The organism is Pseudomonas sp. Marseille-Q8238 (assembly GCF_965111915.1).
In genome coordinates this window covers 2,917,420-2,939,747 of record NZ_CBCOPI010000001.1, presented here as the reverse complement: position 1 = coordinate 2,939,747, position 22,328 = coordinate 2,917,420, and the positions used below count along the sequence as shown (strand labels likewise).

Here is a 22,328-nt window from a genome sequence, read left to right as displayed (position 1 = left end):
GGGGCGAAAATTAGAACCGTAGTGCCTTCCACAACATGCCGAAGCCGAGTTCGCGGTAGTGCTTGGCCTCGTCCGGATGCAGGCCGATGTATTCAATGGTGATATCGGCGATGCGTTCGATCATCGAGGACAAGAAGGCAATGGGCGCCTGCACCAGCACGCGCTGCTGCACCGCATCCTCGAGCATCTGATATATCGCCAGAAAGGGCTCGCCAGCCTGGTTGCGGGTATCCTCGGCAATCAGCCCCGAGGCAGCCAGTCTGGCTACCGCCGAGCGTCCATCAGGATAAGCCAGGCCCCAGCCGACATAGCCCTGGAATACGTGTTCCAGACGCTGCCGGTGGTCGGCATCGTGTGGATAGGCAGGCATCAGCGAGTCGCACAAACCTTGCTTCAGGTGCAGGTACACTGCCTGCAGCAGGGCATCCTTGTTCTCGAAATAGGTGAATAGCGTGCCTTCAGCGACGCCGGCGCGTTTGGCAATGCTCGAGGTGGTTGCCAGCACGCCTTGTTCGGCCACGGCCAAGGCCGCTGCTTGCAGCAGTGCCTGTTGCTTCTCCGGGCTGAGGGGGCGGGCCATGACGATTACCTGAGTAAAGACTGATTAATCACTCAATTATTAATGAGGATGCGCCGAGCTTGCAAGCAGTTCGATGATTTGCCCTGTCATGGTTTGCTTTTCAAACGCATCACTCGGCGCAGTAATGGGCGATATTGTCTCGCGTTTTGGCTGTAGGACGGGCTTCGTTCTGTTCCTGCCAGAACTGGCATTGCGGGCTGTCTGTGCCAGTACGGCCCTGCAGCTTTTCCTGATTGCGCCGGTATTGATCGAACATCTGCTGGCTGGCATCGGGCACAGGGGCTGTGCTGGGTGAGGCGTTTACCGGCAAGGGCGGGAATTGCTGGTTCATGTAGACCTTGTAGATCAGCCCGCAGGTGAGCAGAAAAGCCAGGCCTCCCAGCCAGATGCCGAGTGCTACGCCAAGGGCCAGTTTCCAGAAGCTGAAGCGGATGGGCAGGGCGCGGTGTCGCGGGCGATTGGCCATGGGACGTCCTCGTGGCGGGTTCGGGTGTTGGAGTCATTCTTGCTGCGCTCGGTTCATTGCGCCAGCGCTGGGCTTTCTATCGACCGACATAGCCTTTAAGGTGCGCGGATTGCTGTTTGTGGGGTGATGAATGCAGGCCCGTTGGGACATTTTCTGCACCGTGGTGGATAACTACGGCGATATCGGGGTGACCTGGCGCCTGGCCCGGCAACTGGTGGCCGAGCATGGGCTGGCCGTGCGCTTGTGGGTGGACGATCTGCAGGCCTTCCAGCGTTTGTGCCCGGCTGTCGATCCCCATGTCGCCAGCCAATGGCATGCAGGCGTCGAGGTTCGCTTCTGGTCGCGTGACTGGCAGCCGGTCGAGCCGGGGGATGTTGTTGTCGAGGCATTTGCCTGTCAGGTGCCCGCCGCCTTCGAGGCGGCCATGGTACGGCGCAGTTCCAAATCGCTGTGGTTGAACCTGGAATACCTGAGTGCCGAGGAGTGGGTCGAAGGCTGCCATGGCCTGCCATCGCCCCAGGCCAATGGGTTGCAGAAGTTCTTCTTCTTCCCGGGTTTTGCTGCTGGCACGGGTGGCTTGCTGCGCGAGCGTGACCTGCTGGCGCAGCGCCAGGCGTTTCAGGCTGATGTCGAAGAGCGTCGTATATTTCTGCAGGCGCTAGGCGTGCAGCCGTTGCCCGGCGCCCGCTTGGTTTCATTATTCGCCTATGAGAACCCGGCGCTGGCTGCCTGGCTGGACGCGCTGGTGACGGCTGAACAAGTCACCCAGTTGCTGGTGCCGGCAGGCCGTATTCAGGCGGATCTGCAGCACTGGCTCGGTACAGAAACAACTGCGCCGGGCGATAGCTGGCAGCGTGGCCACCTGCATATCCACGTGTTGCCCTTCATGCCCCAGGCGGATTACGACCGATTGCTGTGGGCGTGCGAGTTCAACGCGGTGCGCGGCGAGGACTCCTTCGTGCGGGCGCAATGGGCGGGGCGGCCCTTGCTCTGGCATATCTACAAGCAGGACGAAGATGCTCACCTGGAAAAGCTCGAAGCCTTTACCGCGCGGTATCGCCAAGGTCTGCCGGTAGCGCTGGAACAGGCGTTGACGGGGCTGGGCCTGGCCTGGAATCAGGGCGATGGCGAGGTGTTCGTGCGGCATTGGCAAGCCGTGCAGGCGGCCTGGCCAGAGTTGCGCGCGCACGCCGAACGGTGGTCGGCAGAACAAGCGTCGCGGCCTGATCTTGCGACGGCGCTGGTACAGTTTTACCGAAATTGGCTATCATGCGCGGCCTAGAAATTCGTATCTCCATCTAAATCCGGATAATTCGTATGAAAACCGCACAAGAAATGAAGCCCAACAGTGTGGCCCTGATTGACGGCCAACCTTGGCTGATCCAGAAAGCCGAATTCACCAAATCCGGTCGTAACAGCGCCATCGTTAAGATGAAGTTGAAGAACCTGATCAACGGTTCCAAGACCGAGACGGTTTACAAAGCTGACGACAAGATGGAGCCGGTGATCCTTGAGCGCAAGGAAGTGACCCTGTCCTACATCAGCGGCACCGACTACGTTTTCATGGACCCGGAGTTCAACTCCTACGAGCTGCGCGCTGACGATCTGGAAAGCGTTCTGCCGTTCATCGAAGAAGGCATGACCGACGTCTGCGAAGCCGTTTTCTTCGAAGGCAAAGTCATCTCCGTTGACCTGCCGACCACTATCGTTCGCCAGATCACCTACACCGAGAACTCTGCCCGTGGCGACACGTCCGGCAAGGTGATGAAACCCGCCAAGCTGGGCAACGGTACCGAAGTCAAGGTTGCAGACTTCTGCAACATCGACGACTGGATCGAAATCGACACCCGCGACGGTTCCTACAAAGGCCGCACCCAGGCGCCGCAGGCTTAAGCCTTCCGCCTGTACCGCGAGTCAGAAAAAGCCCGGCCATGTGCCGGGCTTTTTCGTTTCAGCTGCCGATCGGCAGACGCTGGTGCAGGGCCTGGTCCCACGGTGGCGGGTGGCCGAAGCGTTCACTGAGAAAAGCCAGCAGCAGGCGTACTCGCGGGCTGGTTTCCCGTTCCAGGCGCAAGGCGTAGATGCTGCTGGGCTCCACCGCAGGCAGGCCGTTGTCGCAGAACAGGGGCTGCAGCTCACCGCGCAGCAGGTACTCGCTGGCCAGCCAGGTTGGCAGGTGGGCGATTCCCAGGCCGTTGCACACGCCATAGAGCAGGGTTTCACAGTTGTTGCTGGTCATGCGCAGGCGGCCGGGGCGGCAAAGCTGGAGCTTGCCCTCCAGCGAGAAACGCCAGGCATAGGCCGGACCCAGGGTGTCCCAGTCGAGACCGTCGTGCTGGATGAGCTCCTTCGGCGACAGCGGTGCGCCGCGCTGCCGCAGATAAGCCGGGCTGGCGCAGGCGATGCGCATCATCGAGGCGAGCGGGGTAGCGACCAGGCGACTGTCGTTTATCGAGCCGATGCGAATGACCACATCGACTTCGCCCAGGTGTTCGCCATCCGGGTCGATGAAGCTGTCGATCAAACGCAACTGCACGTCGAGGCCAGGGTTGAGGGCGAGGAAGTCGGCAATCGCCGGGGCCAGGTGGCGACGGCCGAATGGGCTCGGCGCATCGATGCGGATCAGGCCCTCCTGAGCGCTGCTCAGGGAAACGGCCTCGGCGCGGGCCAGGTGAAGTTCGTCGAGAATCCGTCGGCTGCGTTCGGCGAAGGCGATGCCCGCCGGTGTGGCGCGCACGGCGTGGGTATTGCGCAGGAACAGCGTGGTGCCGATGGCCTGCTCCAAGCTGTCCATGCGCCGGGCTACGGCAGAGGGGGTGAGCTGGTGCTGACGGGCGGCGGCGGAGAAGCTACCGCTTTCCAGCACGGCGAGGAACAGGTCGAGCTGATCACTGAGCTGTTTGGGATTCATGGCAGTCTTGTGCGTTTATGGCACAGCCATTGTGCCTGTTTGTGCGCTTCCGTTCCAAGTGCTGACGATTAGCATGGCTGCCTTCGTGGGGAGGGTTACATGCTGCTGAGTGACGTACTGATCAACATCGGCCTAGGTTTGTGCCTGGGGACCATCGGCGGCCTGTTCGGCATTGGCGGAGGCTTGATAGCGATTCCGATGCTGGGTGTGCTGTTCGGGCTGGATCAGCATGTTGCCCAGGGCACGGCGCTGGTCATGGTGGTGCCGAACGTGATGTTGGCCTTGTGGCGTTATAACCAGCGCAACCGCATCAATTGGCGTTGGGGTGGCACCCTGGCGGCCTCTGGCTTCATCTGGGCGCTGGTGACCGCCAATATCGCCGCGACCCTGCCATCGAATGTCATGCGCTGGCTGTTCGTCGGCTTTCTGCTGGCCTTGGCTGCTTATAACGGTTGGCGTCTTTATCGCCCGGCGTTGGCTGGGGCTGCACGGCGTGAGCCCAGCATCGGTCAGTTGACGGTGCTGGGCACCTTCTCCGGAATGGCCGGCGGTCTGTTCGGTGTGGGGGCTGCAGTCATAGCCACACCGGTACTGACCAGCCTGTTCGGCATGACCCAGGTGGTGGCGCAGGGCTTGTCCCTGGTGATGGCGTTGCCCAGCACGGGCGTGACCTTGGCCACCTTTGCCGCCCATGGCCAGGTCGAGTGGGGCATGGGGCTGGCGCTGGCGTGCGGCGGGCTGTTTAGTATCAGCTGGGGCGTACGCATTGCTCATGCGCTGCCCGATACCTTGTTGCGCAGCCTGTTCTGCGGCTTTCTCCTGTTTTGCGCGGCAGGGCTGGCCTGGCAATAAGCGTGGTGTCCTGTCAGGGGCGAAAGCCTTCGACAATGTGTTCCGCCAGGGTTTCGGTGACCTGGGACTGAGCGCGGGCATTGCGTAGCAGCACGATGCTGGTCATCGGCAATTCCGGCAGTCCTTCGGCTGCGCCGATGATGCGCATGTCCGGGGTGATCAGGCTCTGCAACTGTGCAGTCACCGCCAGTCCGGCGCTGACCACGGCGAAGATCGCCGACAGGCTGGGGCTGGTGTAGGCGATGCGGTATTCGCGCTCCATGGCATCCAGGGCGTTGCAGGCCCAGGCCCGGCAGAAGCAGTCGGCGTTGAACATGGCCAGGGGGATCGGCGTTTGTTCGTGCGGGCTGAAACCGTTGGCCTCGGCCCAGACGAAGCGTTCCTGGCGCAGCAACTGGCCGATTTCCTTGCCTGGCTCACGGGTGACGATAGTCAGGTCCAGATCCTGGCGCTGCAGCAACTGCCCCGACGGCTCGCAGTGCAGTTCGACCTGCACCAGCGGGTAGGACTGGGCGAAGCGCGCGAGAATGCCCGGCATGAAGCGCATCACGTAGTCATCTGGCGTGCCGATGCGTACCGAGCCGACCATGTGCGGCTCGCGCAGGGTGTTGAGTACCTCGCCATGCAGTTTGAGGATGCGCCTGGCGAAGCCGAGTAGCACCTGGCCTTCGACGGTCAGGCGTACCTGGCGACCGTCGCGCTGGAACAGCGAGCGCTGCAGCACATCTTCCTCGAGGCGCTTCATCTGCATGCTGATGGCCGATTGCGTGCGGTTGACGGCCTCGGCTGCGCGGGTGAACCCGCCCAGATCGGCAATGGCGACGAAGCTGCGCAGCAGTTCGGTATCGATGCTGGGATAATTGGCCATACATCAATCTCCAAGATGGATTTCATAAGAAACATTCGTTGGATTGATCTTAATCCTGGCAGGAGACTGGCGCCAACCCCAGAGGAGGGCGCACAGATGAAAGGTTCGACTGGTTATGCAGGTGTGGGCGCGGGCACCGAGCGGGGCCTGCAGCCCGTGGCCGTTCTATGGCGGCAGCTTCGGCGTTGGTGGCAATTGGCCGAGCAGCGCCGACGTTTGGCCGCGCTTGATGAGCATGCGTTGAAGGACATTGGCCTGAGCCGTGCCGATGTCGAGCAGGAAAGTCGTCGTCCGTTCTGGGATGATCCCTGCAAAAACTGACCTGATGAACAGGCTGACTGGAGTTGCACCATGATTGCTGCGCGCAAGGGCGCCGATTTGTTCCTGTTTCAAGTGATGCTGTTGTTGTGCGCCATTTGGGGTGTGCAGCAGGTGGCGATCAAGCTGGCCGCGCCGGATATCGCCCCCTTGATGCAGGTGGCGTTGCGCTCGGGGATCGCAGCCTTGCTGGTGGGCTTGCTGATGCTCTGGCAGCGTGACTGGCACGGTTGGCTGGGGATCACCTGGATGGGCGGCCTGCTGGCTGGCGGGTTGTTCGCGGTGGAGTTCTTTTTCATCGCCCGTGGCCTGCAATACACCTCGGCATCGCACATGGCCGTGTTTCTCTACACCGCGCCGATTTTTTCCGCGCTCGGCCTGCACCTGCTGCTGCCCAGCGAGCGGCTGCGGACGTTGCAGTGGCTGGGCATCGGCCTGTGTTTCGCAGGCATTGCCGTGGCGTTCGGGGCCGGGATGAGTTGGGCCGAGATGGACCGGCGCATGCTGCTCGGCGATGCCTTCGGCCTGCTGGCAGGCATGGCGTGGGGAGCTAGTACGGTCGTGGTGCGCCGTTCGCGGTTGTCCGAGGCGCCGCCGACGCTGACCCTGTTCTATCAACTCTTCGTCGCTTTCGTGCTGTTGCTGGGGTATGCCGCGGCGGTCGGGCAACTCGGTCCGCTGCGCTGGACGCCCATCAGTATCGGCAGTGTGCTGATGCAGGGCGTGGTGGTGTCGTTCATCAGCTACCTGACCTGGTTCTGGCTGCTGCGCCGCTACCTGGCGTCGAACATGGCGGTGTTTTCTTTCATGACACCGCTGTTTGGCGTGACCTTCGGCGTGCTGATTCTCGATGAGCCATTGAGTTTGAATTTCGTGGTGGGCGCGGTGTTGGTCCTGCTCGGCATCATGCTGGTCAGTAATCATGTCTGGCTGCGCAAGCAGTTGGCCGCCTGGCGCCCGGCAGCCTGATGGAAAACCTGATAACAGAGGAATGTGGATGTCTGCTTACCAACTCGCCCAGTTGAATATCGCCACCATGAAAGAGCCGCTGGAAGCGCCAGGTATGGCGGATTTCGTGGCCAACCTTGATCGTATCAATGCCCTGGCCGAGGCTTCGCCTGGTTATGTCTGGCGCCTGCAGGACGAGGCCGGGGACGCGACGGCGATCCGTCCGTTCGGTGCAGAGGTGCTGGTCAACCTGTCGGTATGGCGTGATGTGCAGTCGCTGAGCGATTACGTCTACAAGTCCGCCCACACCGAGATGCTCAAGCGCCGTCGGGAATGGTTCGACAAGGTTGGCGAGACACACATGGTGCTCTGGTGGGTGCCGGTCGGGCATCTGCCGGGCGTCGAGGAGGCGGCTGAGCGTTTGGCATTGCTGCGCGAACAGGGTGCTAGTGAGCAGGCGTTCAGTTTTCGCCAGCCGTTTGCCGCACCGGACCAGAGAATCACTCCCCGGCAGCTCGAGCCGGAATCCCGGTAGTCCTGTTAGCATCGCGCATGACCCGCTCATTATCCCAGACCGAAGCCCGCCGCCTGGCCCTCAGTGCCCAGGGGTTTGCTCGAGCGCCCAACGCCCCGATCAAGCAGCGTCAACTGCGGGCGCAAATCGAGCGACTGGGTGTGTTGCAGATCGATTCGGTCAACGCCCTCGTGCGTTCGCACTACCTGCCGGCCTTTTCCCGTCTCGGTCACTACGACCCCGCACAGCTCGATGAGCTGGCCTGGGGCACGCCGCGTCAGCGCGCGTTGTTCGAGTACTGGGGGCACGAGGCTTCGCTGTTGCCGCTTGATCTGTACCCTCTGTTGCGCTGGCGCATGCAGCGGGCGGCGAATGGGCAGGGTATCTATCGTCAGCTTGCCGACTTCGGCCGCGAGCAACAGGAGGTGATCCGCCGAGTGTTGCTGGCCGTGCGCGAGCAAGGCGCCCTCGGCGCTGGCAGCCTGAGTACGCGAACCGAACGTGCCGGGCCTTGGTGGGACTGGAGTGCGGAGAAACATGCGCTGGAGTGGCTGTTCGCCGCTGGCGAGGTGACAGTCGCTGGCCGCCGTGGTTTCGAGCGTTTGTATGACCTGCCGGAACGGGTGATCCCCACTGCGATACGTGATCACGTCGTGCTGGAAGAGGCTGAAGCCCAACGCCAACTGTTGCTGCGCTCCGCCGATGCGTTGGGTGTGGCTACGGCGCGTGATCTGCGTGATTACTTCCGGCTGGATAGCGCCGACGCCCGCGAACGGCTGGTCGAGCTGGTGGAGCAGGGCGACTTGCAGGTGGTGCAGGTCGAGGGTTGGAAGCAACCTGCCTACTGCCGGGGTGAGCCGCGTATACCGAGGAAGGTCACGGCCAGTGCATTGTTGTCTCCCTTCGATTCGTTGATCTGGGAGCGTGAGCGTACCGAGCGGTTGTTCGGCTTCCGTTATCGGCTGGAAATCTACACGCCTGCCCACAAGCGGGTGTACGGCTACTACGTGCTGCCGTTTCTATACGGCGACCAGCTCAAGGCGCGGGTCGACCTGCGCAGCGAACGTGCACACGGGCGCCTGGCGGTGCATGCAGTACATGGCGAAAAAGCGGGGTTGGACGAGGAGGCGCTGGTGGCGCTGGCCGAACACCTGCAGCGGCTGGCTGCCTGGCTGGGGTTGCCGCACGTGGCGTTGAATTGTTCTTCGACGTTGAGTAAGCGCTTGCGGCCACTGCTGCCGAGCTGAGGTGTGCAGGAGCGCTCCTGCACAACAAGACGGGGCCGAAGCCCCGTCAATTCCACTTACTTTTCAGCGGCGATGCGCTGGCGAATGTGCGCTGCACGGGACGCCGCACCCGGGTGCGAGTCGAACATGCTGCTTTCACCGCCGCCTTGCTGGGCCAGCTTGTCGAAGGCGCTGGCCAGACCGTCACGCTTGATGCCGCGCTTGGTCAGGAAGTCGAAGGAGAAGTTGTCTGCGGCGGTTTCCTGGGATTGGGAGAACTGCGCGTTGACCAGTTTTTCACCCAGCTCACCCAGCTGCGAGCTGGACAGGGCTACGGCCGTGCTGTTGCCAGAGGCAGCCAGAGCGCTACGGGCCACGGTGGTGGCGTAGGCGGTTTGCATGGCCTTCTTGCTGTGGCCGAGGGCAACGTGGCCCATCTCGTGGCCAAGTACGCCTTCCACTTCATTATCGGTCATCAGGTCCATCAGGCCGCTGTATACGCGCACGCAACCATTGGCCATGGCCCAGGCGTTGACGTCATCGGTGAGGTAAACCTTGTAGTTGACCGGTGTGCCGTTGACCTGGTTGCCGAGGGCGGAGGCGATCTTGTCCAGGCGCTTGCTGTAGGTGCTGCTAGGCGGAGCGATGGAAGCTTGCTGGTCCATCTGTACGCAGGCTTCGTCGGCCATGGTTTTCACCTCGGCATCGCTGAGTGTGGCGGCCTGCATGGCCATCATCCCGGTCTGCAACATGTCGTCCGGTGACATGTTCTGGCAGCCACCAAGCAGGGTGGCGAGGGCGATGGCGGAGAGGGAGAACTGCAATTTCATGGGTATCGGTCCTTGAGGATAAACGAGGTCATGCTGAGAGGATGGGGGCTGTTCACACGGAACAGTCCCCGGTTTTCGATGGCGCGGGATTTTCGGGCAAGCGACTCTCGGGGTCGCTGACACAGGTCTCACTCCGTGAGATCTGCCGGTAAAACGCGCGGGCGCACTTTACCGGGAGTGCCTCAGCGACGCACCTGCTTGAGTGTTTCGGCGATCAGGAAGGCCAGTTCCAGGGACTGGTCGGCATTCATGCGCGGGTCACAGTGAGTGTGGTAACGATCCGACAGGCCATCTTCGGTGATCGGACGAGCCCCGCCGATGCATTCGGTGACGTTCTGACCGGTCATTTCAATATGGATACCACCGGCATAGCTGCCTTCGGCCTGGTGCACGGCGAAGAACTGCTTCACCTCGGCGAGGATCTGCGCGAAGTCGCGGGTCTTGTAACCGCTGCTGGCCTTGATGGTGTTGCCGTGCATGGGGTCGGAACTCCACAGCACCTGCTTGCCTTCGCCCTGCACGGCGCGCACCAGACGCGGCATGTGCTGCTCGACCTTGTCGGCGCCCATGCGCACGATCAGGTTGAGACGGCCGGGATCGTTCTCCGGGTTGAGGATGTCGATCAGGCGCAGCAGCTCGTCGGTATCCATGCTGGGACCGACCTTGACCCCAATTGGGTTGCCGACGCCACGCAGGAACTCGACATGGGCACCGTCGAGCTGACGGGTACGGTCGCCGATCCACAGCATGTGTGCGGAGCAGTCGTACCAGCCCCCGGTGAGGCTGTCCTTGCGCACGAAGGCCTGTTCGTAGCCGAGCAGCAGTGCTTCGTGGGCGGTGAAGAAATTGGTCTCGCGTACTTGAGCGGCGCTGTCCATGCCGCAGGCACGCATGAAGGCCAGGGTCTCGTCGATGCGGTCGGCCAGTTGGCTGTACTTCTCGCCCAGCGCCGAGTTGGCGATGAAGTCGAGGTTCCACTGGTGCACCTGGTGCAGATCGGCAAAGCCGCCCTGGGCGAAGGCGCGCAGCAGGTTGAGGCTGGCGGTGGCCTGGTGGTAGGCCTGCAACAGGCGGTCCGGGTCCGGTACGCGGCTTTTCTCGTCGAAGCCGATGCCGTTGACGATGTCGCCACGGTAGGCGGGCAGGGTCACGCCGTCGATGGTTTCGTCATTGGCCGAACGCGGCTTGGCAAACTGTCCGGCCATGCGCCCGACCTTCACCACCGGGCAGCCAGCGGCGAAGGTCATGACGATGGCCATCTGCAGCAGCACCTTGAAGGTGTCGCGGATCTTCAGCGTGGAGAACTCGGCGAAGCTTTCGGCGCAGTCGCCGCCCTGGAGGAGAAACGCACGGCCCTGGGTGACCTCGGCGAACTGGCGGCGCAACTCACGTGCCTCACCGGCGAACACCAGCGGCGGATAACCGGCCAGCGTTTGCTCGACGCGCTGCAAATGGGCGAGGTCGGGATAGATCGGTTGCTGCTGGATCGGCTTGCTTCTCCAGCTTTCGGGGCTCCAGGTGTGCGACATCGGGTTCTCGGCTATGGGCTATTCAGGCAGGCCGCATGTTACCCCTCATGGCGCTGCTTCGGTAAGCGATGGCGGTGATAGAGGCGCTGTATATGGGGTGTGCTGCGGTGCCCCGACGAGATAAACCCAGTGTTAGATGTAGAGTGGATGACGCGCTATTCATCCACCAATGGCGTTGCTTGGTGGAGCGGTGAAGCGCGATCCACCCTACGTTTGCAACAAGAGCCGGTCGCTGTCGGCCGTTGAGGCCGCTGATCGTAAGGTGCGACCGCCAGTGAGGTCTTATGTGCGCGGCGATACGTCGTGGCTGGCGAGGAACTGTCCGAAGCCTTGCTGCTTGCCCAGCTCATGCGGGTATTCGCTGCCACGGCGGTAGGCGATGCGGCCATTGATCAGGGTGGCGTCCACCGCTTCGTCGTTGCGCTTGACCACCCGTTCCAGGCCGAGGACCTCCATCGGTGCTTCGCTGATGGCGTCCAGCTCGTCGGTCAGGCCTTCGGGGTTGACGATCACCAGGTCGGCGCGGTCGCCGACACGGATGTAGCCGGCGTCGACGCCGATGAAGTCGGCCAATTCACCGCTGCAACGGTGCACCGCCTGGCCCAGCTCCATGAACGGCGTGCCGGCCAGTTGTGCGTCGCGTACGTACTTGAGAAAGCGCAGCGGGAAGTTGTACTGGGCGATGGAGCGCAGGTGCGCGCCGGAGTCGGCGAAGCCCGGCTGGGTCCAGGGGCTGGACAGCAGCTTGTGCATCACGGGCAGGCGCTGGTTGCCGTAGCAGGTAGTCCATTTCAGCGCTTCGCGGTACTGGCAGGCCAGCTCGAAGTAGGCGTCCACCGCATCCAGGCCACGGGTTTGGCCGAGTTGCTTGAAGTTCTTGCCGACCAGGCTGGCGTCCGGGCATTCGGTTACCCAGCAATCGGAGAAGTCGCGGTGCCACAGACCCTTGGTGAGGATGGCCTTGACCTGCTTCTTGAACAGGGCGCGGAACTCCGGCTCCAGCACCTTGGCGTACAGCTCGTCCGGGTCTTTGATATTGCGCAGGATCTCGCCAGCGCCGAATTCCTCGAAGGCGTTCACGTTGAGGCCTTCAAGACGCAGGGTGAACGGTGCCGGCAGGGTCTGCCAGCGGAAGTTGCCGCGAAGTACGCGGTTGGCCAGCCAGCCGGAGAAGCGGGTGAAACGGTGCAACAGCGGCTGCGACTTGAGGTCCAGAGCGGTCAGCATCGAGCACTTGAGCGGCGTGCGAAACCAGCCGTGGGCCTGCCAGAGAAAGGCGAACACGTTAACCTTGGTCACCGCGTTCGGCGCGCCCTGCATCACCGCGCCACGGTGACGGAGGATGGCGAACAGGCGGGAGAACTCCTTCCACGTGGCGAAGGTCGAGGGCAGCGGGCTGGACCAGGCGCGGTCGCCGTCCATCTTGTCCAGGCGCGTGGTCATCACCGACAGGCCGATGCAACCGGCGTCCAGCGCTTCTTCCAGCAATTGCTCCATACGCTGCAATTCAGTCTCGGTTGGTGTCACCTTGCTGGTGGCGCGCTCCAGGCCCATCACTGCCACGCGCAGTTCGGAGTGGCCGAGAAACGAGCTGACGTTCGGTCCCAGCGCCAGTTGGTCGTAGAACGCGCGGTAGCCGGCGGCGTCGCGCCAGGTTTTCTTCTCCTGCAGGATCGGCAGCACGTATTCGCGCGGTACGGCTTCGACGCGGGTGAACAGGTCCGAGCAGTCTTCGGCGTCGGCCAGCACCATGCTGATCGAGCAGGAACCGATGGTCACGCTGGTCACGCCGTGGCGCACGGATTCCTTCAGCGCCGGTGCAGCGATCACTTCGGCATCGTAGTGCGAGTGGATTTCCAGGAAGCCCGGCGTGACCCAGCGATTACGGGCATCCAGTACCTCGGTGCAGCCGCTTTCATCCAGTGGACTGAGGCTGACCGCGTCGATCCGCCCGGCCTTGATGCCGATATGCCGTGGTTGCCCTGGCTGGTTGCTGCCGTCGAAGTACAGGCCGTTCTTGATGATGATGTCGTAGCTCATATCAGGCTCCAGGGGGCTGTAGGCCGTTGAAAAACTACCTGCGTTGCCATCGCGGCGTTAAAAGCAGGCTCAAAGTGCTCATTTACAGCTCGTAAACTCCGCCTTTTCGCCTGCTTTTGCCTTGCGCTGGCTGCCTCGCCAACGTTTTTCAAGGGCCTACCAACAGCAGCGTGCCGGTGACCAGCAGCAAGGCATAGATGGCGATACGAAAGTGGCGCTCGTCGATACGCTGGTGCAGATGCTCGCCAAGCCACACGCCAATCAGCAGCAAGGGCGCGTACAGCAGCACCTGTGGCAGCGCCGGGGCCAGGCGGCCATCGAGCAGGAAGGCCAGGGTCAGCAGGCCGTTGAGGGTGAACCAGACGCTGACCAGGGTGGCCCGCAGGCGAGCCTTGTCCAGTGTGGTGGTAGACAGGGCGAACACCAGCAGCGGCCCGCCCGAGGCAAATAATCCATGGCAGATGCCAGCAGCCGTGGTCGCCAGACGCATGACCCAGTTCGGCGTATGAGCGCGTGGCGCCACGCTGTACCACAGGCGCCACAATTCGCGGGCGGCGAACCAGAGGATGAGCACGCCAAAACCACGCTTGAGCGATACCTCGTCGAGGTAGGGCAGCAGCAAGTAGCCGGCCAGCGTGCCAGCAGCCATGCCAGGCAGGATCATGCCCAGCAACAGACGCCGGTCGATCAGGCGCCAGTGACGGCTGACCAGGTAGCCGGTCATGCAGATGTTCAACGGCACCAGTACCGGCAGCAATTGCTCGATGGGCAATAGCAGCGCGCCGAGCGACAGGGCGATGACGATGCTGCCGAAACCGGTGATGGCTTCCAGGGTATAGGCCAGCAGGATGAAACCACCGAGTGCATAGGGCGCGATGCTCATCAGCCCAGCTCGCCGGCAAAGCGGCGGCTCATCTGCCGGTAGTACAGGCGTGGTGCGATACGCCAGAGCAGGCTGGCCAGCCAACTGCCACGGTCGGGGAACAGACGCTCCTGGCCCAGGCTCAGGGCATCGAGCAATTGTTCAGCCATCCGCGTGGCGGAACGTACGGTGCCGAGGGTCGAGCGGGCATGGGTGGCGGGCTTGCCATCACCACCGAGGGCGTTGCGGTCGATGGGCGTGTCGAGAAAGCTCGGGTAGACCATCAGCAGGTGGATGCCGTCGCGGGCGATCTCCGCGCGCAGCACTTCGAAGGCCTGACCCAGGGCGCTTTTCGCCGCGCAATAGCCGGCGCGCCCCAGCACGGGCATCCAGCCGGCCATCGAGCCGACGGCGGCGACCTGGCCGCGACTCTGGCGCAGCAGTGGCAAGGCCGTCAGAGTGAGCTCCAGCGGTGCGTGGTAGTCCACCGCCATGACCTTGCGCAGCACGGCCGGGTCGGTGTGGATGGTCGGCGAGCGGTGAGTGATGCCGGCATTGTTGAGCAGGATATCGAGGCGGCCGAAACGTTCTCGGCAGGCGGTCAGCAGCTCACGATGCAGATCGGGTTCGCAGATGTCGCCGGCGATGGCCAGTACGCGGTGCGCATCCAGTTCGGCGGCGCGTGCGGCGAGCCCACGGGCGTCGATATCGGTAAGCAGCAGATGGTCGCCACGGGCATGGCAGGCTTGCGCCAGCTCCCAGCCCAGGCCACTGGCGGCACCGGTGATCAGCACGACACGCATCAGACACCTCCCGGGCTGACGGAGGCCGGTTGGCCGATCGGCTGGCGACGTGACCAGAACAGTGCGAGCAGTAGGCCGGACAGCAGTTGCCAGCAGCCCCAGAACGCGGCGATCAGCAGCATGCCGCCGGCCTGTGGGAAGAAGGTGAAGATCAGCGCCATGCCCAGCCCCGAGTTGTGAATACCGGTTTCCAGGGTCACGGCGCGGACATCGGCATCCGGCAAGCGCCAGAGGCGAGCACAGGTATAACCAAGCACCAGGGCCATGGTGTTGAGCAGCACCACCAGCCAGAAGAACAGGTGGAAGTGCTCGGTAAAATGGTTGAAGTTCTTGGCCAGGGCGCCACCGATAAAGGCCACCAGTACCAGCAGGGAAAAGATGCGCAGCGGTTTTTCCAGACGCCTGGCCAATTGCGGGCGCTGCTTGCCCAGCAGCATGCCGGCGATCATCGGCAACACCAGGACCAGCGCCACCAGAGCCAGCAGGCCGAGCGGGTCGATGCTGATGCTGGTCAGCAATTCGCGGGTTTTCGGATTGAGCCCCGCGTACAGGGTGAAGTTGAGCGGCGTGAAAATCCCGGCGGTGATGCTCGATACGGCGGTAACGCTGGCTGATACCGCGACATTGCCGCGCCCCAGCCAGGTCATGATGTTGGAGAAGGTGCCGCTGGGGCAGGTGGCGACCAGAATCATGCCCAGGGCCAACTCCGGCTCGATGGGCAGCAAAATGGTCAGTAGACAGGTGCTGGCCGGCAGCAGGAAGAACTGCACGAACATGCCGATCGCCGGCGCCTTGGGGGTGCGTACGATGCGACGGAAATCGTCGGCGCGCAGTTCCAGTGATACGCCGAACATCATCAGCGCGATGATGGCGTTGAGCGCGATCATCGAGCTTGGAGAGAACTCAAGGTTGACGGTTGGCATCGAGGCGTTCCTGCGGCAAAGGCGTGGGGGCGAGGTCCTGTTGCAGGTCGGCTATGTGTCGGGCCATGGCGCGACGGTAGCTGTCCTTGTGCACGTAGTAGGCCATGCGCGCAAGCTTGAGGTAGGCGTAACCGCCATCCAGGCGTTGGTTGGCCCGCTCACGTACCTGCTTGCGGAACTGCGTGGCGCTGGGGTGCCCATCGAGCCGCCGGCGAATGCTCAGGGCAACCAGCTCGGCCTGCTCGGCGCGGCCTTGCCAGCCAAGACCCGAGGCTTCGATCATGCCAAGCATGAACAGGTCGTCATGCGTCGGGTGGAACACGTTCAGGTACAGCTGTGGCGCCGCGGCATCCTGCGGCCAGTTCAACTCGTGGCGGTCGATGAAGGGGTAGTCGAGCCGATACCCCGTGGCCTGCAGGATCAGGTCGTAGTCGGCCTGGCTGCCATCGGCAAAGGTCACGGTGTGGCCTTCTACGTGCCGTACATCGCCCCGTGGCCGGATGTCGCCGTGGCCGATGTGGTGCAGCACCAGCGAGTTCATCACTGGGTGCGATTCGTACAGGCGGTAGTCCGGATCGGGCAGACCGTACTGCGAAGGCTTGCCTATCAGCGCGCGGGCAAGCAGGCCGTCGACCCATTGCTTGAGTCGACGCGGCAGCTTGACCGCCCCGCCGAAGGTGTCGGTCGGCTTGCCGAGGATGAACTTGGGCAGGAAGTAGTAGCCGCGTCGCACCGACAGGTCGACCGAGGCCGCACGGTGGACGGCATCCACGGCGATGTCGCAGGCCGAGTTGCCACAGCCGATCACCAGCACGCGCTTGCCAGTGAACAGTTCCGTGCGCTTGTAGGCAGCCGAGTGCAGCAGTTCCCCGGCGAACTGGCCCGGTAGTGCCGGCTGGTTGGGTGTGTGCAGGGGGCCCGTGGCAATCAGCACACCCTCGAACTGCCATTCGCGTTGTACGCCGTCGGTTTCGCTGATCAGGCGCCAGCCTTTTTCGAGGCGTTCCAGGCGCACTACGCGGGTGTCGAAGTGATAATGGCGACGCAGCTCGAAGTGCGCCGCATAGTCGCGAAAGTACTGGCCCACCTGGCGCTGCGGTGGATAGGCCGGCGTGCCCGGCGCCATCGGGAATTCGCTGAATTCGGTGGTGCCTTTCGAGGAAATCAGGTGGGCGGATTCGTACATCGTGCTGTGCGGGTTATCGATATCCCACAAACCACCGACATCACCATGCAGCTCGAAGCCGACGAAGGCGATACCATGGCGTTGCAACTGACGGGCAGCGGCCAGTCCCATGGGGCCGGCTCCAATGATGGCGTGCATGCAAGGCTTCTCTTTTCTGTGGCGCTGTTTCGGTGGGCGCTTGGGCGTTGGCCCGGCATTGATCAGTTGTCACCGTGATAAAAGGTGATGCGATTGCCGGTCAACGCACAGCGCCTCGTTATGTTGTGCCAGCATAGGGGCATTTGCCCCCGTCGTAACGGCTCAATCAGGACCCTCTTCGGTTAATTCAGGACCATGCCCACCACGCCTTCCGTCACCGTGCATTACGTGCAAGCCATCTTCCAGGCAGCTGAGCGCCTGGGTGTGGCGTTGCCCGCTGACTTGCTCGATCTGGTCAATCAACCGCGCATTCCCCTGGCTCGTCAGGGCGAACTGTGGGAGGCCTTCTGCCAGTCCACGAATGATCCGCTGATCGGCGTGCGCCTGGGCTGTGCCCTGCAGGTCGGCCATCTGGACATGGTCGGCGCGCTGCTGATGAGCTGCGAGACGCTGGGGGAGGCGCTGGAGGCCTTGCTTGATTACTACCCCATCGTCGGTGGGGGCGCCGAACTGGTGCTGCGTCAGGGCGATGGCCAGGTCAGCCTGCATTACCAGGCGCACTATCAGGAGCGGCAAGCCGAGCGCGTCGAGGCGATATTGGCCAGCATGGTGCAACTGACCCGCTGGGTGACGGGCAACAAGGTGCTGCCACTGGCATTGCATATTGCCCATCCGCCGCGTGCCAGCGAGGCTGAGTATGCGGCGCTGCTGGATTGTCCCTTGCACTTTGCTTCCGGCACGAATGCCCTGGTGTTTCGCCTGGCGGATCTGCAGGTGCCGCTGATCCAGGCCAATGCCGTGGTTTGTCGTCACCTGCGTGAGCTTGCCGACAGCCAGCTCGAACGCCTGGGTGAGCAGAGCCTCAGCGTCCGTGTGCAGCAACTGCTGCGTCAGCAGCCGCGCTGGGGCAAAGAACGGATTGCCGAGCAACTGGAGCTGAGTGGCCGGCACCTGAACCGCAAGCTGGCGGACGAGGGCACTTCATTCAAACTGTTGCGCGAGCAGGTTCTGCATCACATGGCCGAACAACTGCTACGCGATTCAGCGCGCCTTGGCGAAGTGGCCGAGCGCTTGGGATTCTCCGACGAGAGTGCCTTTGCCAAGGCTTTCCGGCGCTGGAGTGGTATGACACCAGGGCAGTTCCGCCAGGGGCACAACGAATGACCGAGTTGCAGGAAGAGCGCGTACTGGAAGAGGTGCACGATCAGTATGGGGTGATCCGGGTGCTCGAAGTCGGTGACTACCGCTTCCTCGAGTTCGGCGAGGCCATCGAGCAGAGCTGCGTGTTCACCCGCGACCCGAGCTGGCTGGAGTACGACTACACCCGTGCCATGCTGATCGGGGCGCTGTGCCACGAGGCGCCGGAGAGTGCGCTGTTCCTGGGGCTCGGGGCAGGCAACCTGACCCAGGCTTGCCTGGCGTTCCTGCACCTGGACGATGTCGAGGTGATCGAGTTGCGACCGGATGTGCCACGCCTGGCCATGGAGCACCTGGGGCTGGCTGACGACCCGCGTCTGACGATCCGCATCGGCGACGCCCTGGAGCTGCTCGACAGCGCGGAGTCCGCCGACCTGATCTTCGTTGACCTCTATACCGACACCGGGCCGGCGGTCGGTCACCTGGCCTGGAAGTTTCTCGAGAACTGCCAGCAGCGCCTCAATCCCGGTGGCTGGCTGGTGATCAATCAGTGGGGCACCGATGAGGGCAAGCCACTGGGCGCGGCGTTGTTGCGCGGCTTGTATCACCGGCATTACTGGGAAATCCCGGTGAAGGAGGGCAACGTCATCCTGCTGATTCCGTCCGATCTGGAGCAGACGCTGGATTTCGATGCGCTGGAAGCCCGGGCCGAAGCGCTCAAGCCGCGCTTGCGTTACTCCTTGCAGCCGCTGATCGATGTGTTGCGACCGGCCAGCTAAAAGGGGCCTGTTGCTGTTCTGATCGAGCCTGTAGTGCTGCTTGATAGCCATGCGCCAGGCGAGCCGATATGGTGCTTGCAGCACACCGGCAGTCAGTGAGGTGAGAGCCGATTGCCGAAAGTCTCCCTTTTGGCCGGCTTTTCCGGTATAGTTCGCGCCGGCCAAAATTTGGCCTCGTTCAGGTAATGCATCTTCTTGAAGTGCTTGCTTCGGCTGCTGTCCGCGACGCGGACTATCCTTGACGTTTTATCCATTTAGTTTTCGCAAATCCCCGTTTACATAGCTGCCAGGGTGACCTTCGTGGTCCTACATGGCATGTGCAGCTTTGGAACTTGGGTCTTTGCGGATGCACCTAGAGGCAGACCCCATGACCCAGGAAACCGCCGGCTTCGCCGCGCTCGGCCTTCATCCCGCTATTCTCTCCGCGATCACCGCGGTGGGCTACGAAGAGCCGTCCCCCATCCAGGCCCAATCGATTCCGGTGATCCTTGCCGGTCACGACATGATCGGCCAGGCCCAGACCGGTACCGGCAAGACCGCCGCGTTCGCCTTGCCGCTGCTGTCGAAGATCGACCCGGCCAAGCGCGAGCCGCAGGCGCTGATTCTCGCGCCAACCCGCGAACTGGCCCTGCAGGTGGCCACCGCATTCGAAACCTATTCCAAGCAGATGCCTGGCCTGAACGTGGTTGCCGTCTACGGCGGCGCGCCGATGGGCCCGCAGCTCAAGGCCATCCGCCAGGGCGCCCAGGTCATCGTCGCCACACCTGGTCGTCTGGTTGATCACCTGAGCCGTAACGACCAACTGCTGTCCACCATCCAGTTCCTGGTGCTGGACGAAGCCGACGAGATGCTCAAGCTGGGCTTCATGGATGACCTGGAAGTGATCTTCCAGGCCATGCCGGCCAGCCGCCAGAGCGTGCTGTTCTCCGCAACCCTGCCGGCCTCGATCCGTGCGATCGCCGAGAAGCACCTGCGTGAGCCGAAACACGTCAAGATCGCTGCCAAGACCCAGACCGTCTCGCTGATCGAGCAGGCGCACCTGATGGTGCATGCCGACCAGAAGGTCGCTGCGGTATCGCGTCTGCTGGAAGTCGAGGAATTCGACGCCCTGATCGCCTTCGTGCGTACCAAACAGGCCACTCTGGACCTGGCGTCCGCCCTGGAGCTGAAAGGCTACAAGGTCGCCGCGCTGAACGGTGACATCGCGCAGAACCAGCGCGAGCGCGTGATCGAGTCGCTCAAGGATGGTCGTCTGGACATCGTCGTGGCCACCGACGTGGCGGCCCGCGGTATCGACGTGCCACGCATCACCCACGTGTTCAACGTGGATATGCCATACGACCCTGAGTCCTACGTTCACCGTATCGGCCGTACCGGGCGTGCCGGTCGCGTGGGCCGTGCGCTGCTGCTGGTTACCCCGCGTGAGCGCCGCATGCTGCAAGTGATTGAGCGTGTGACCGGGCAGAAGGTCGTGGAAGTGCGCTTGCCCAATGCCCAGCAGGTGCTGGATGCGCGGATCAAGAAACTCACCAACAGCCTCGCACCGCTGGTTGCCGATGCCGAGGCCAGCCACGGCGAGTTGCTGGATCGCCTGGTCGCCGATATCGGTTGCACCCCACGTGCCCTGGCCGCGGCCCTGCTGCGCAAGGCCACCAACGGTCAGTCGCTGAACCTGGCGGACGTCGAGCGTGAGCAGCCTTTGGTGCCGACCGTCAGCGCACCGCGTGAGCGCCGTGAGCGTGATGGCGAGCGCAGTGGTGAGTTCGCCCCGCGCGAGCGCCGTGCGCCGGTCCCGCTGGCCGAAGGCCGTGCGCGTTGCCGTACTGCCCTGGGTGCCCGTGACGGTATCGCCGCGAAGAACCTGCTGGGGGCGATCCTCAACGAAGGCGGCCTGCAGCGCGAAGCGATCGGGCGTATCCAGATTCGCGAAACCTTCAGTCTGATCGAGCTGCCGGAAGAAGGCCTCGAGCGCCTGCTGGGCAAGCTCAAGGACACTCGTGTTGCCGGCAAGGCCCTGAAGCTGCGTCGTTATCGCGAGGATTGATTCCTGGTTGATAAAAAAGCCCCGCATTGCGGGGCTTTTTTATGGACGATGTCCCGTCCTGAATAAGGTTTACACCTTTATCCCGAGAATCTGGAGAGCTCGATGGAGCAAGGTGTTAAGCGTACGCAGCGTGATTACTCGCTGACTTTTAAATTGGCTGTGGTTGATCAGGTCGAAAAGGGCGAGCTGACTTACAAACAGGCGCAGGCACGGTATGGCATCCAGGGCAGGTCTACCATTTTGGTATGGTTGCGTAAGCATGGTCGGCAGGATTGGAGCCAGGGGGCATCGATTCGAGCCGATAGGAGTGAAGCTGTGACCGATCCCAAAGACCTGACGCCTGAGCAACGCATCAAGGAGCTAGAGCAGCAATTGCAGCTCATGAGCCAGAAGGCCCAGTTCTTTGAGGCTGTGGTCGATGTGTTGAAGAAGGATTACGGTGTTTCGATCGTAAAAAAGCGACCCGGCAAGTCCTCTCGCAAGAGCAAATCCAAGGGCTGACCGTTGTCAGGGCTTGCCAGTTTCTTTCCATCAGCCGCCAGGCTTACTACAAGCGCAACCGTGTTGCTGACCAGCGCCATAGGCAGGGTGAACAGGTCGCTCAGTACGTCAGTTTCATAAGGGTGCGCCAGCCGCGGATCGGCACGCGTAAGTTGCATCATCTTCTGCACAACCAGCCCAATGACAGCCTGAAGGTAGGTCGTGACCGGCTATTTTCGATCCTGGGTGAGCGTCGCCTGCTGGTTTTACCCAAGCGCGCGTATCACAAGACCACGCATAGCTTTCATCGTTTCTATCGGCATCCGAACCGGCTGAAGCCGGGGCCCGATCAAGTTACAGCGGCAGCGCCCGAGCATGTGTGGGTGGCGGATATTACGTATCTGCCGGCGCGCAGTGGTCCTTTGTATCTGAGCTTGGTCACTGATGCTTACTCACGGAAGATCGTCGGTCATCACGTTCACGAGGGCTTGCATGCCGAGTCTGTGGCCGTTGCCTTTCGACACGCCTTGCGCGGTCGCCGCACTAACCATGGGCTCATCCATCACTCTGATCGTGGAGTCCAATATTGCTCGGCGCTTTATCAGGAGCTGCACAAGCGCCATGGCGTGCGGTGTTCGATGACCGATGGCTACGACTGCTATCAGAACGCGCTTGCAGAGCGGGTGAATGGAATCCTGAAGAACGAACTACTGCAGCGAAGCCCCAATGACTTGGAGCAGGCCAGGTTAATGGTCAGCGAGGCCGTCAGAATCTACAACACGGAGCGGCCGCATAGGGCCCTGAAATACAAAACGCCCGATGCGGTGCATCGGGCGCTCTAGGTGCCGCAAATCTAGCTGAAACGGTGTAAACCTATTTCAGGACTAGACACGA

The 22,328-nt window shown here is 62.5% G+C and carries 21 protein-coding genes and 1 pseudogene; 11 read left to right on the top strand and 11 right to left on the bottom strand.

The features are described from left to right. Window positions 1-10 precede the first annotated feature (10 nt). Both ACWPW0_RS13615 and ACWPW0_RS13610 read right to left on the bottom strand, forming a co-directional pair. Window positions 11-580 (bottom strand): TetR/AcrR family transcriptional regulator, encoded by a 570-nt coding sequence (locus ACWPW0_RS13615; RefSeq protein WP_454255583.1) that lies wholly within the window; start codon window positions 578-580, stop codon window positions 11-13. A 109-nt stretch (window positions 581-689) separates the two neighbouring features. Next, window positions 690-1,046, bottom strand: a complete 357-nt coding sequence (locus tag ACWPW0_RS13610) for a hypothetical protein (RefSeq protein WP_454255582.1) — start codon at window positions 1,044-1,046, stop codon at window positions 690-692. Window positions 1,047-1,176: 130 nt separating this feature from the next. On the opposite strand from ACWPW0_RS13610, the gene earP reads away from it, so the two are divergent. Beyond that, window positions 1,177-2,328, top strand: coding sequence for an elongation factor P maturation arginine rhamnosyltransferase EarP (gene earP, locus ACWPW0_RS13605; protein ID WP_454255581.1), 1,152 nt, complete (start codon window positions 1,177-1,179; stop codon window positions 2,326-2,328). Window positions 2,329-2,363: 35 nt separating this feature from the next. Beyond that, window positions 2,364-2,939, top strand: coding sequence for an elongation factor P (gene efp, locus ACWPW0_RS13600; protein ID WP_447592303.1), 576 nt, complete (start codon window positions 2,364-2,366; stop codon window positions 2,937-2,939). Window positions 2,940-2,997: 58 nt separating this feature from the next. On the opposite strand, the gene ACWPW0_RS13595 is transcribed toward efp, so the two are convergent. Continuing rightward, window positions 2,998-3,957, bottom strand: coding sequence for a LysR family transcriptional regulator (locus ACWPW0_RS13595; RefSeq protein ID WP_447592301.1), 960 nt, complete (start codon window positions 3,955-3,957; stop codon window positions 2,998-3,000). A gap of 99 nt (window positions 3,958-4,056) precedes the next feature. Between ACWPW0_RS13595 and ACWPW0_RS13590 the strand changes: the two genes are divergently transcribed. After that, a complete protein-coding gene (locus ACWPW0_RS13590) occupies window positions 4,057-4,809 on the top strand; it encodes a sulfite exporter TauE/SafE family protein (RefSeq protein WP_454255580.1) in 753 nt (250 codons plus the stop codon). 13 nt (window positions 4,810-4,822) lie between these two features. On the opposite strand, the gene ACWPW0_RS13585 is transcribed toward ACWPW0_RS13590, so the two are convergent. Next, entirely contained in the window at window positions 4,823-5,677 is an 855-nt protein-coding gene (locus ACWPW0_RS13585; protein ID WP_447592297.1) for a LysR substrate-binding domain-containing protein, read from the bottom strand. Between the two features lie 96 nt (window positions 5,678-5,773). On the opposite strand from ACWPW0_RS13585, the gene ACWPW0_RS13580 reads away from it, so the two are divergent. Genes ACWPW0_RS13580 through ACWPW0_RS13565 form a run of 4 tightly spaced genes read left to right on the top strand, consistent with a single transcriptional unit; the run spans window position 5,774 to window position 8,704 of the window. Continuing rightward, window positions 5,774-5,998 carry a DUF1127 domain-containing protein gene (locus ACWPW0_RS13580; RefSeq protein WP_454255579.1) on the top strand — a complete coding sequence of 75 codons (225 nt, stop codon included), beginning with the start codon at window positions 5,774-5,776 and terminating at the stop codon, window positions 5,996-5,998. 30 nt (window positions 5,999-6,028) lie between these two features. Then, window positions 6,029-6,964, top strand: a complete 936-nt coding sequence (locus ACWPW0_RS13575) for a DMT family transporter (protein ID WP_454255578.1) — start codon at window positions 6,029-6,031, stop codon at window positions 6,962-6,964. Between the two features lie 28 nt (window positions 6,965-6,992). Beyond that, window positions 6,993-7,478 (top strand): DUF3291 domain-containing protein, encoded by a 486-nt coding sequence (locus ACWPW0_RS13570; protein ID WP_454255577.1) that lies wholly within the window; start codon window positions 6,993-6,995, stop codon window positions 7,476-7,478. Window positions 7,479-7,495: 17 nt separating this feature from the next. Beyond that, the gene (locus tag ACWPW0_RS13565) at window positions 7,496-8,704 is read left to right on the top strand and encodes a winged helix-turn-helix domain-containing protein (protein WP_454255576.1); all 1,209 of its coding nucleotides are present in this window, start codon (window positions 7,496-7,498) and stop codon (window positions 8,702-8,704) included. A gap of 56 nt (window positions 8,705-8,760) precedes the next feature. Here ACWPW0_RS13565 and loiP read toward each other — a convergent pair whose 3' ends face one another. The 7 genes from loiP to ACWPW0_RS13530 form a co-directional block, all read right to left on the bottom strand. Further along, entirely contained in the window at window positions 8,761-9,513 is a 753-nt protein-coding gene (gene loiP, locus ACWPW0_RS13560) for a metalloprotease LoiP (RefSeq protein ID WP_447592288.1), read from the bottom strand. Window positions 9,514-9,695: 182 nt separating this feature from the next. Beyond that, entirely contained in the window at window positions 9,696-11,042 is a 1,347-nt protein-coding gene (locus tag ACWPW0_RS13555) for a class II 3-deoxy-7-phosphoheptulonate synthase (RefSeq protein WP_447592286.1), read from the bottom strand. A 282-nt stretch (window positions 11,043-11,324) separates the two neighbouring features. Further along, on the bottom strand, window positions 11,325-13,082 hold the full coding sequence (locus ACWPW0_RS13550; RefSeq protein ID WP_447592284.1) for an N-acyl-D-amino-acid deacylase family protein: 1,758 nt from the start codon (window positions 13,080-13,082) through the stop codon (window positions 11,325-11,327). 148 nt (window positions 13,083-13,230) lie between these two features. After that, window positions 13,231-13,965: a sulfite exporter TauE/SafE family protein gene (locus tag ACWPW0_RS13545; protein ID WP_447592282.1), complete on the bottom strand. Its 735-nt coding sequence runs from the start codon at window positions 13,963-13,965 to the stop codon at window positions 13,231-13,233. Beyond that, window positions 13,965-14,747 carry an SDR family NAD(P)-dependent oxidoreductase gene (locus tag ACWPW0_RS13540; protein ID WP_447592281.1) on the bottom strand — a complete coding sequence of 261 codons (783 nt, stop codon included), beginning with the start codon at window positions 14,745-14,747 and terminating at the stop codon, window positions 13,965-13,967. The genes ACWPW0_RS13545 and ACWPW0_RS13540 overlap by 1 nt, the downstream gene beginning before the upstream one ends. Then, window positions 14,747-15,670: a bile acid:sodium symporter family protein gene (locus tag ACWPW0_RS13535; RefSeq protein ID WP_454255575.1), complete on the bottom strand. Its 924-nt coding sequence runs from the start codon at window positions 15,668-15,670 to the stop codon at window positions 14,747-14,749. Before ACWPW0_RS13535 ends, ACWPW0_RS13540 begins: the two co-directional genes overlap by 1 nt. Then, a complete protein-coding gene (locus tag ACWPW0_RS13530) occupies window positions 15,651-16,994 on the bottom strand; it encodes a flavin-containing monooxygenase (RefSeq protein ID WP_454255574.1) in 1,344 nt (447 codons plus the stop codon). Before ACWPW0_RS13530 ends, ACWPW0_RS13535 begins: the two co-directional genes overlap by 20 nt. Before the next feature lie 195 nt (window positions 16,995-17,189). Here ACWPW0_RS13530 and ACWPW0_RS13525 point away from each other — a divergent pair, with 195 nt between their 5' ends. The 4 genes and pseudogenes from ACWPW0_RS13525 (at window position 17,190) to ACWPW0_RS13510 (ending at window position 22,276) form a co-directional block, all read left to right on the top strand. After that, entirely contained in the window at window positions 17,190-18,158 is a 969-nt protein-coding gene (locus ACWPW0_RS13525; protein WP_454255573.1) for an AraC family transcriptional regulator, read from the top strand. Beyond that, window positions 18,155-18,910: a spermidine synthase gene (locus tag ACWPW0_RS13520; protein ID WP_447592273.1), complete on the top strand. Its 756-nt coding sequence runs from the start codon at window positions 18,155-18,157 to the stop codon at window positions 18,908-18,910. The genes ACWPW0_RS13525 and ACWPW0_RS13520 overlap by 4 nt, the downstream gene beginning before the upstream one ends. 332 nt (window positions 18,911-19,242) lie before the next feature. Beyond that, window positions 19,243-20,954 (top strand): annotated as a pseudogene (locus ACWPW0_RS13515) (DEAD/DEAH box helicase). A 102-nt stretch (window positions 20,955-21,056) separates the two neighbouring features. Further along, window positions 21,057-22,276, top strand: a protein-coding gene (locus tag ACWPW0_RS13510) for an IS3 family transposase (RefSeq protein ID WP_454255572.1) whose coding sequence is annotated in 2 segments (ribosomal slippage) — window positions 21,057-21,405 and window positions 21,405-22,276 — 1,221 coding nt in all. Because the reading frame shifts where the segments join, the coding sequence is not laid out codon by codon here. Window positions 22,277-22,328: the final 52 nt, after the last annotated feature.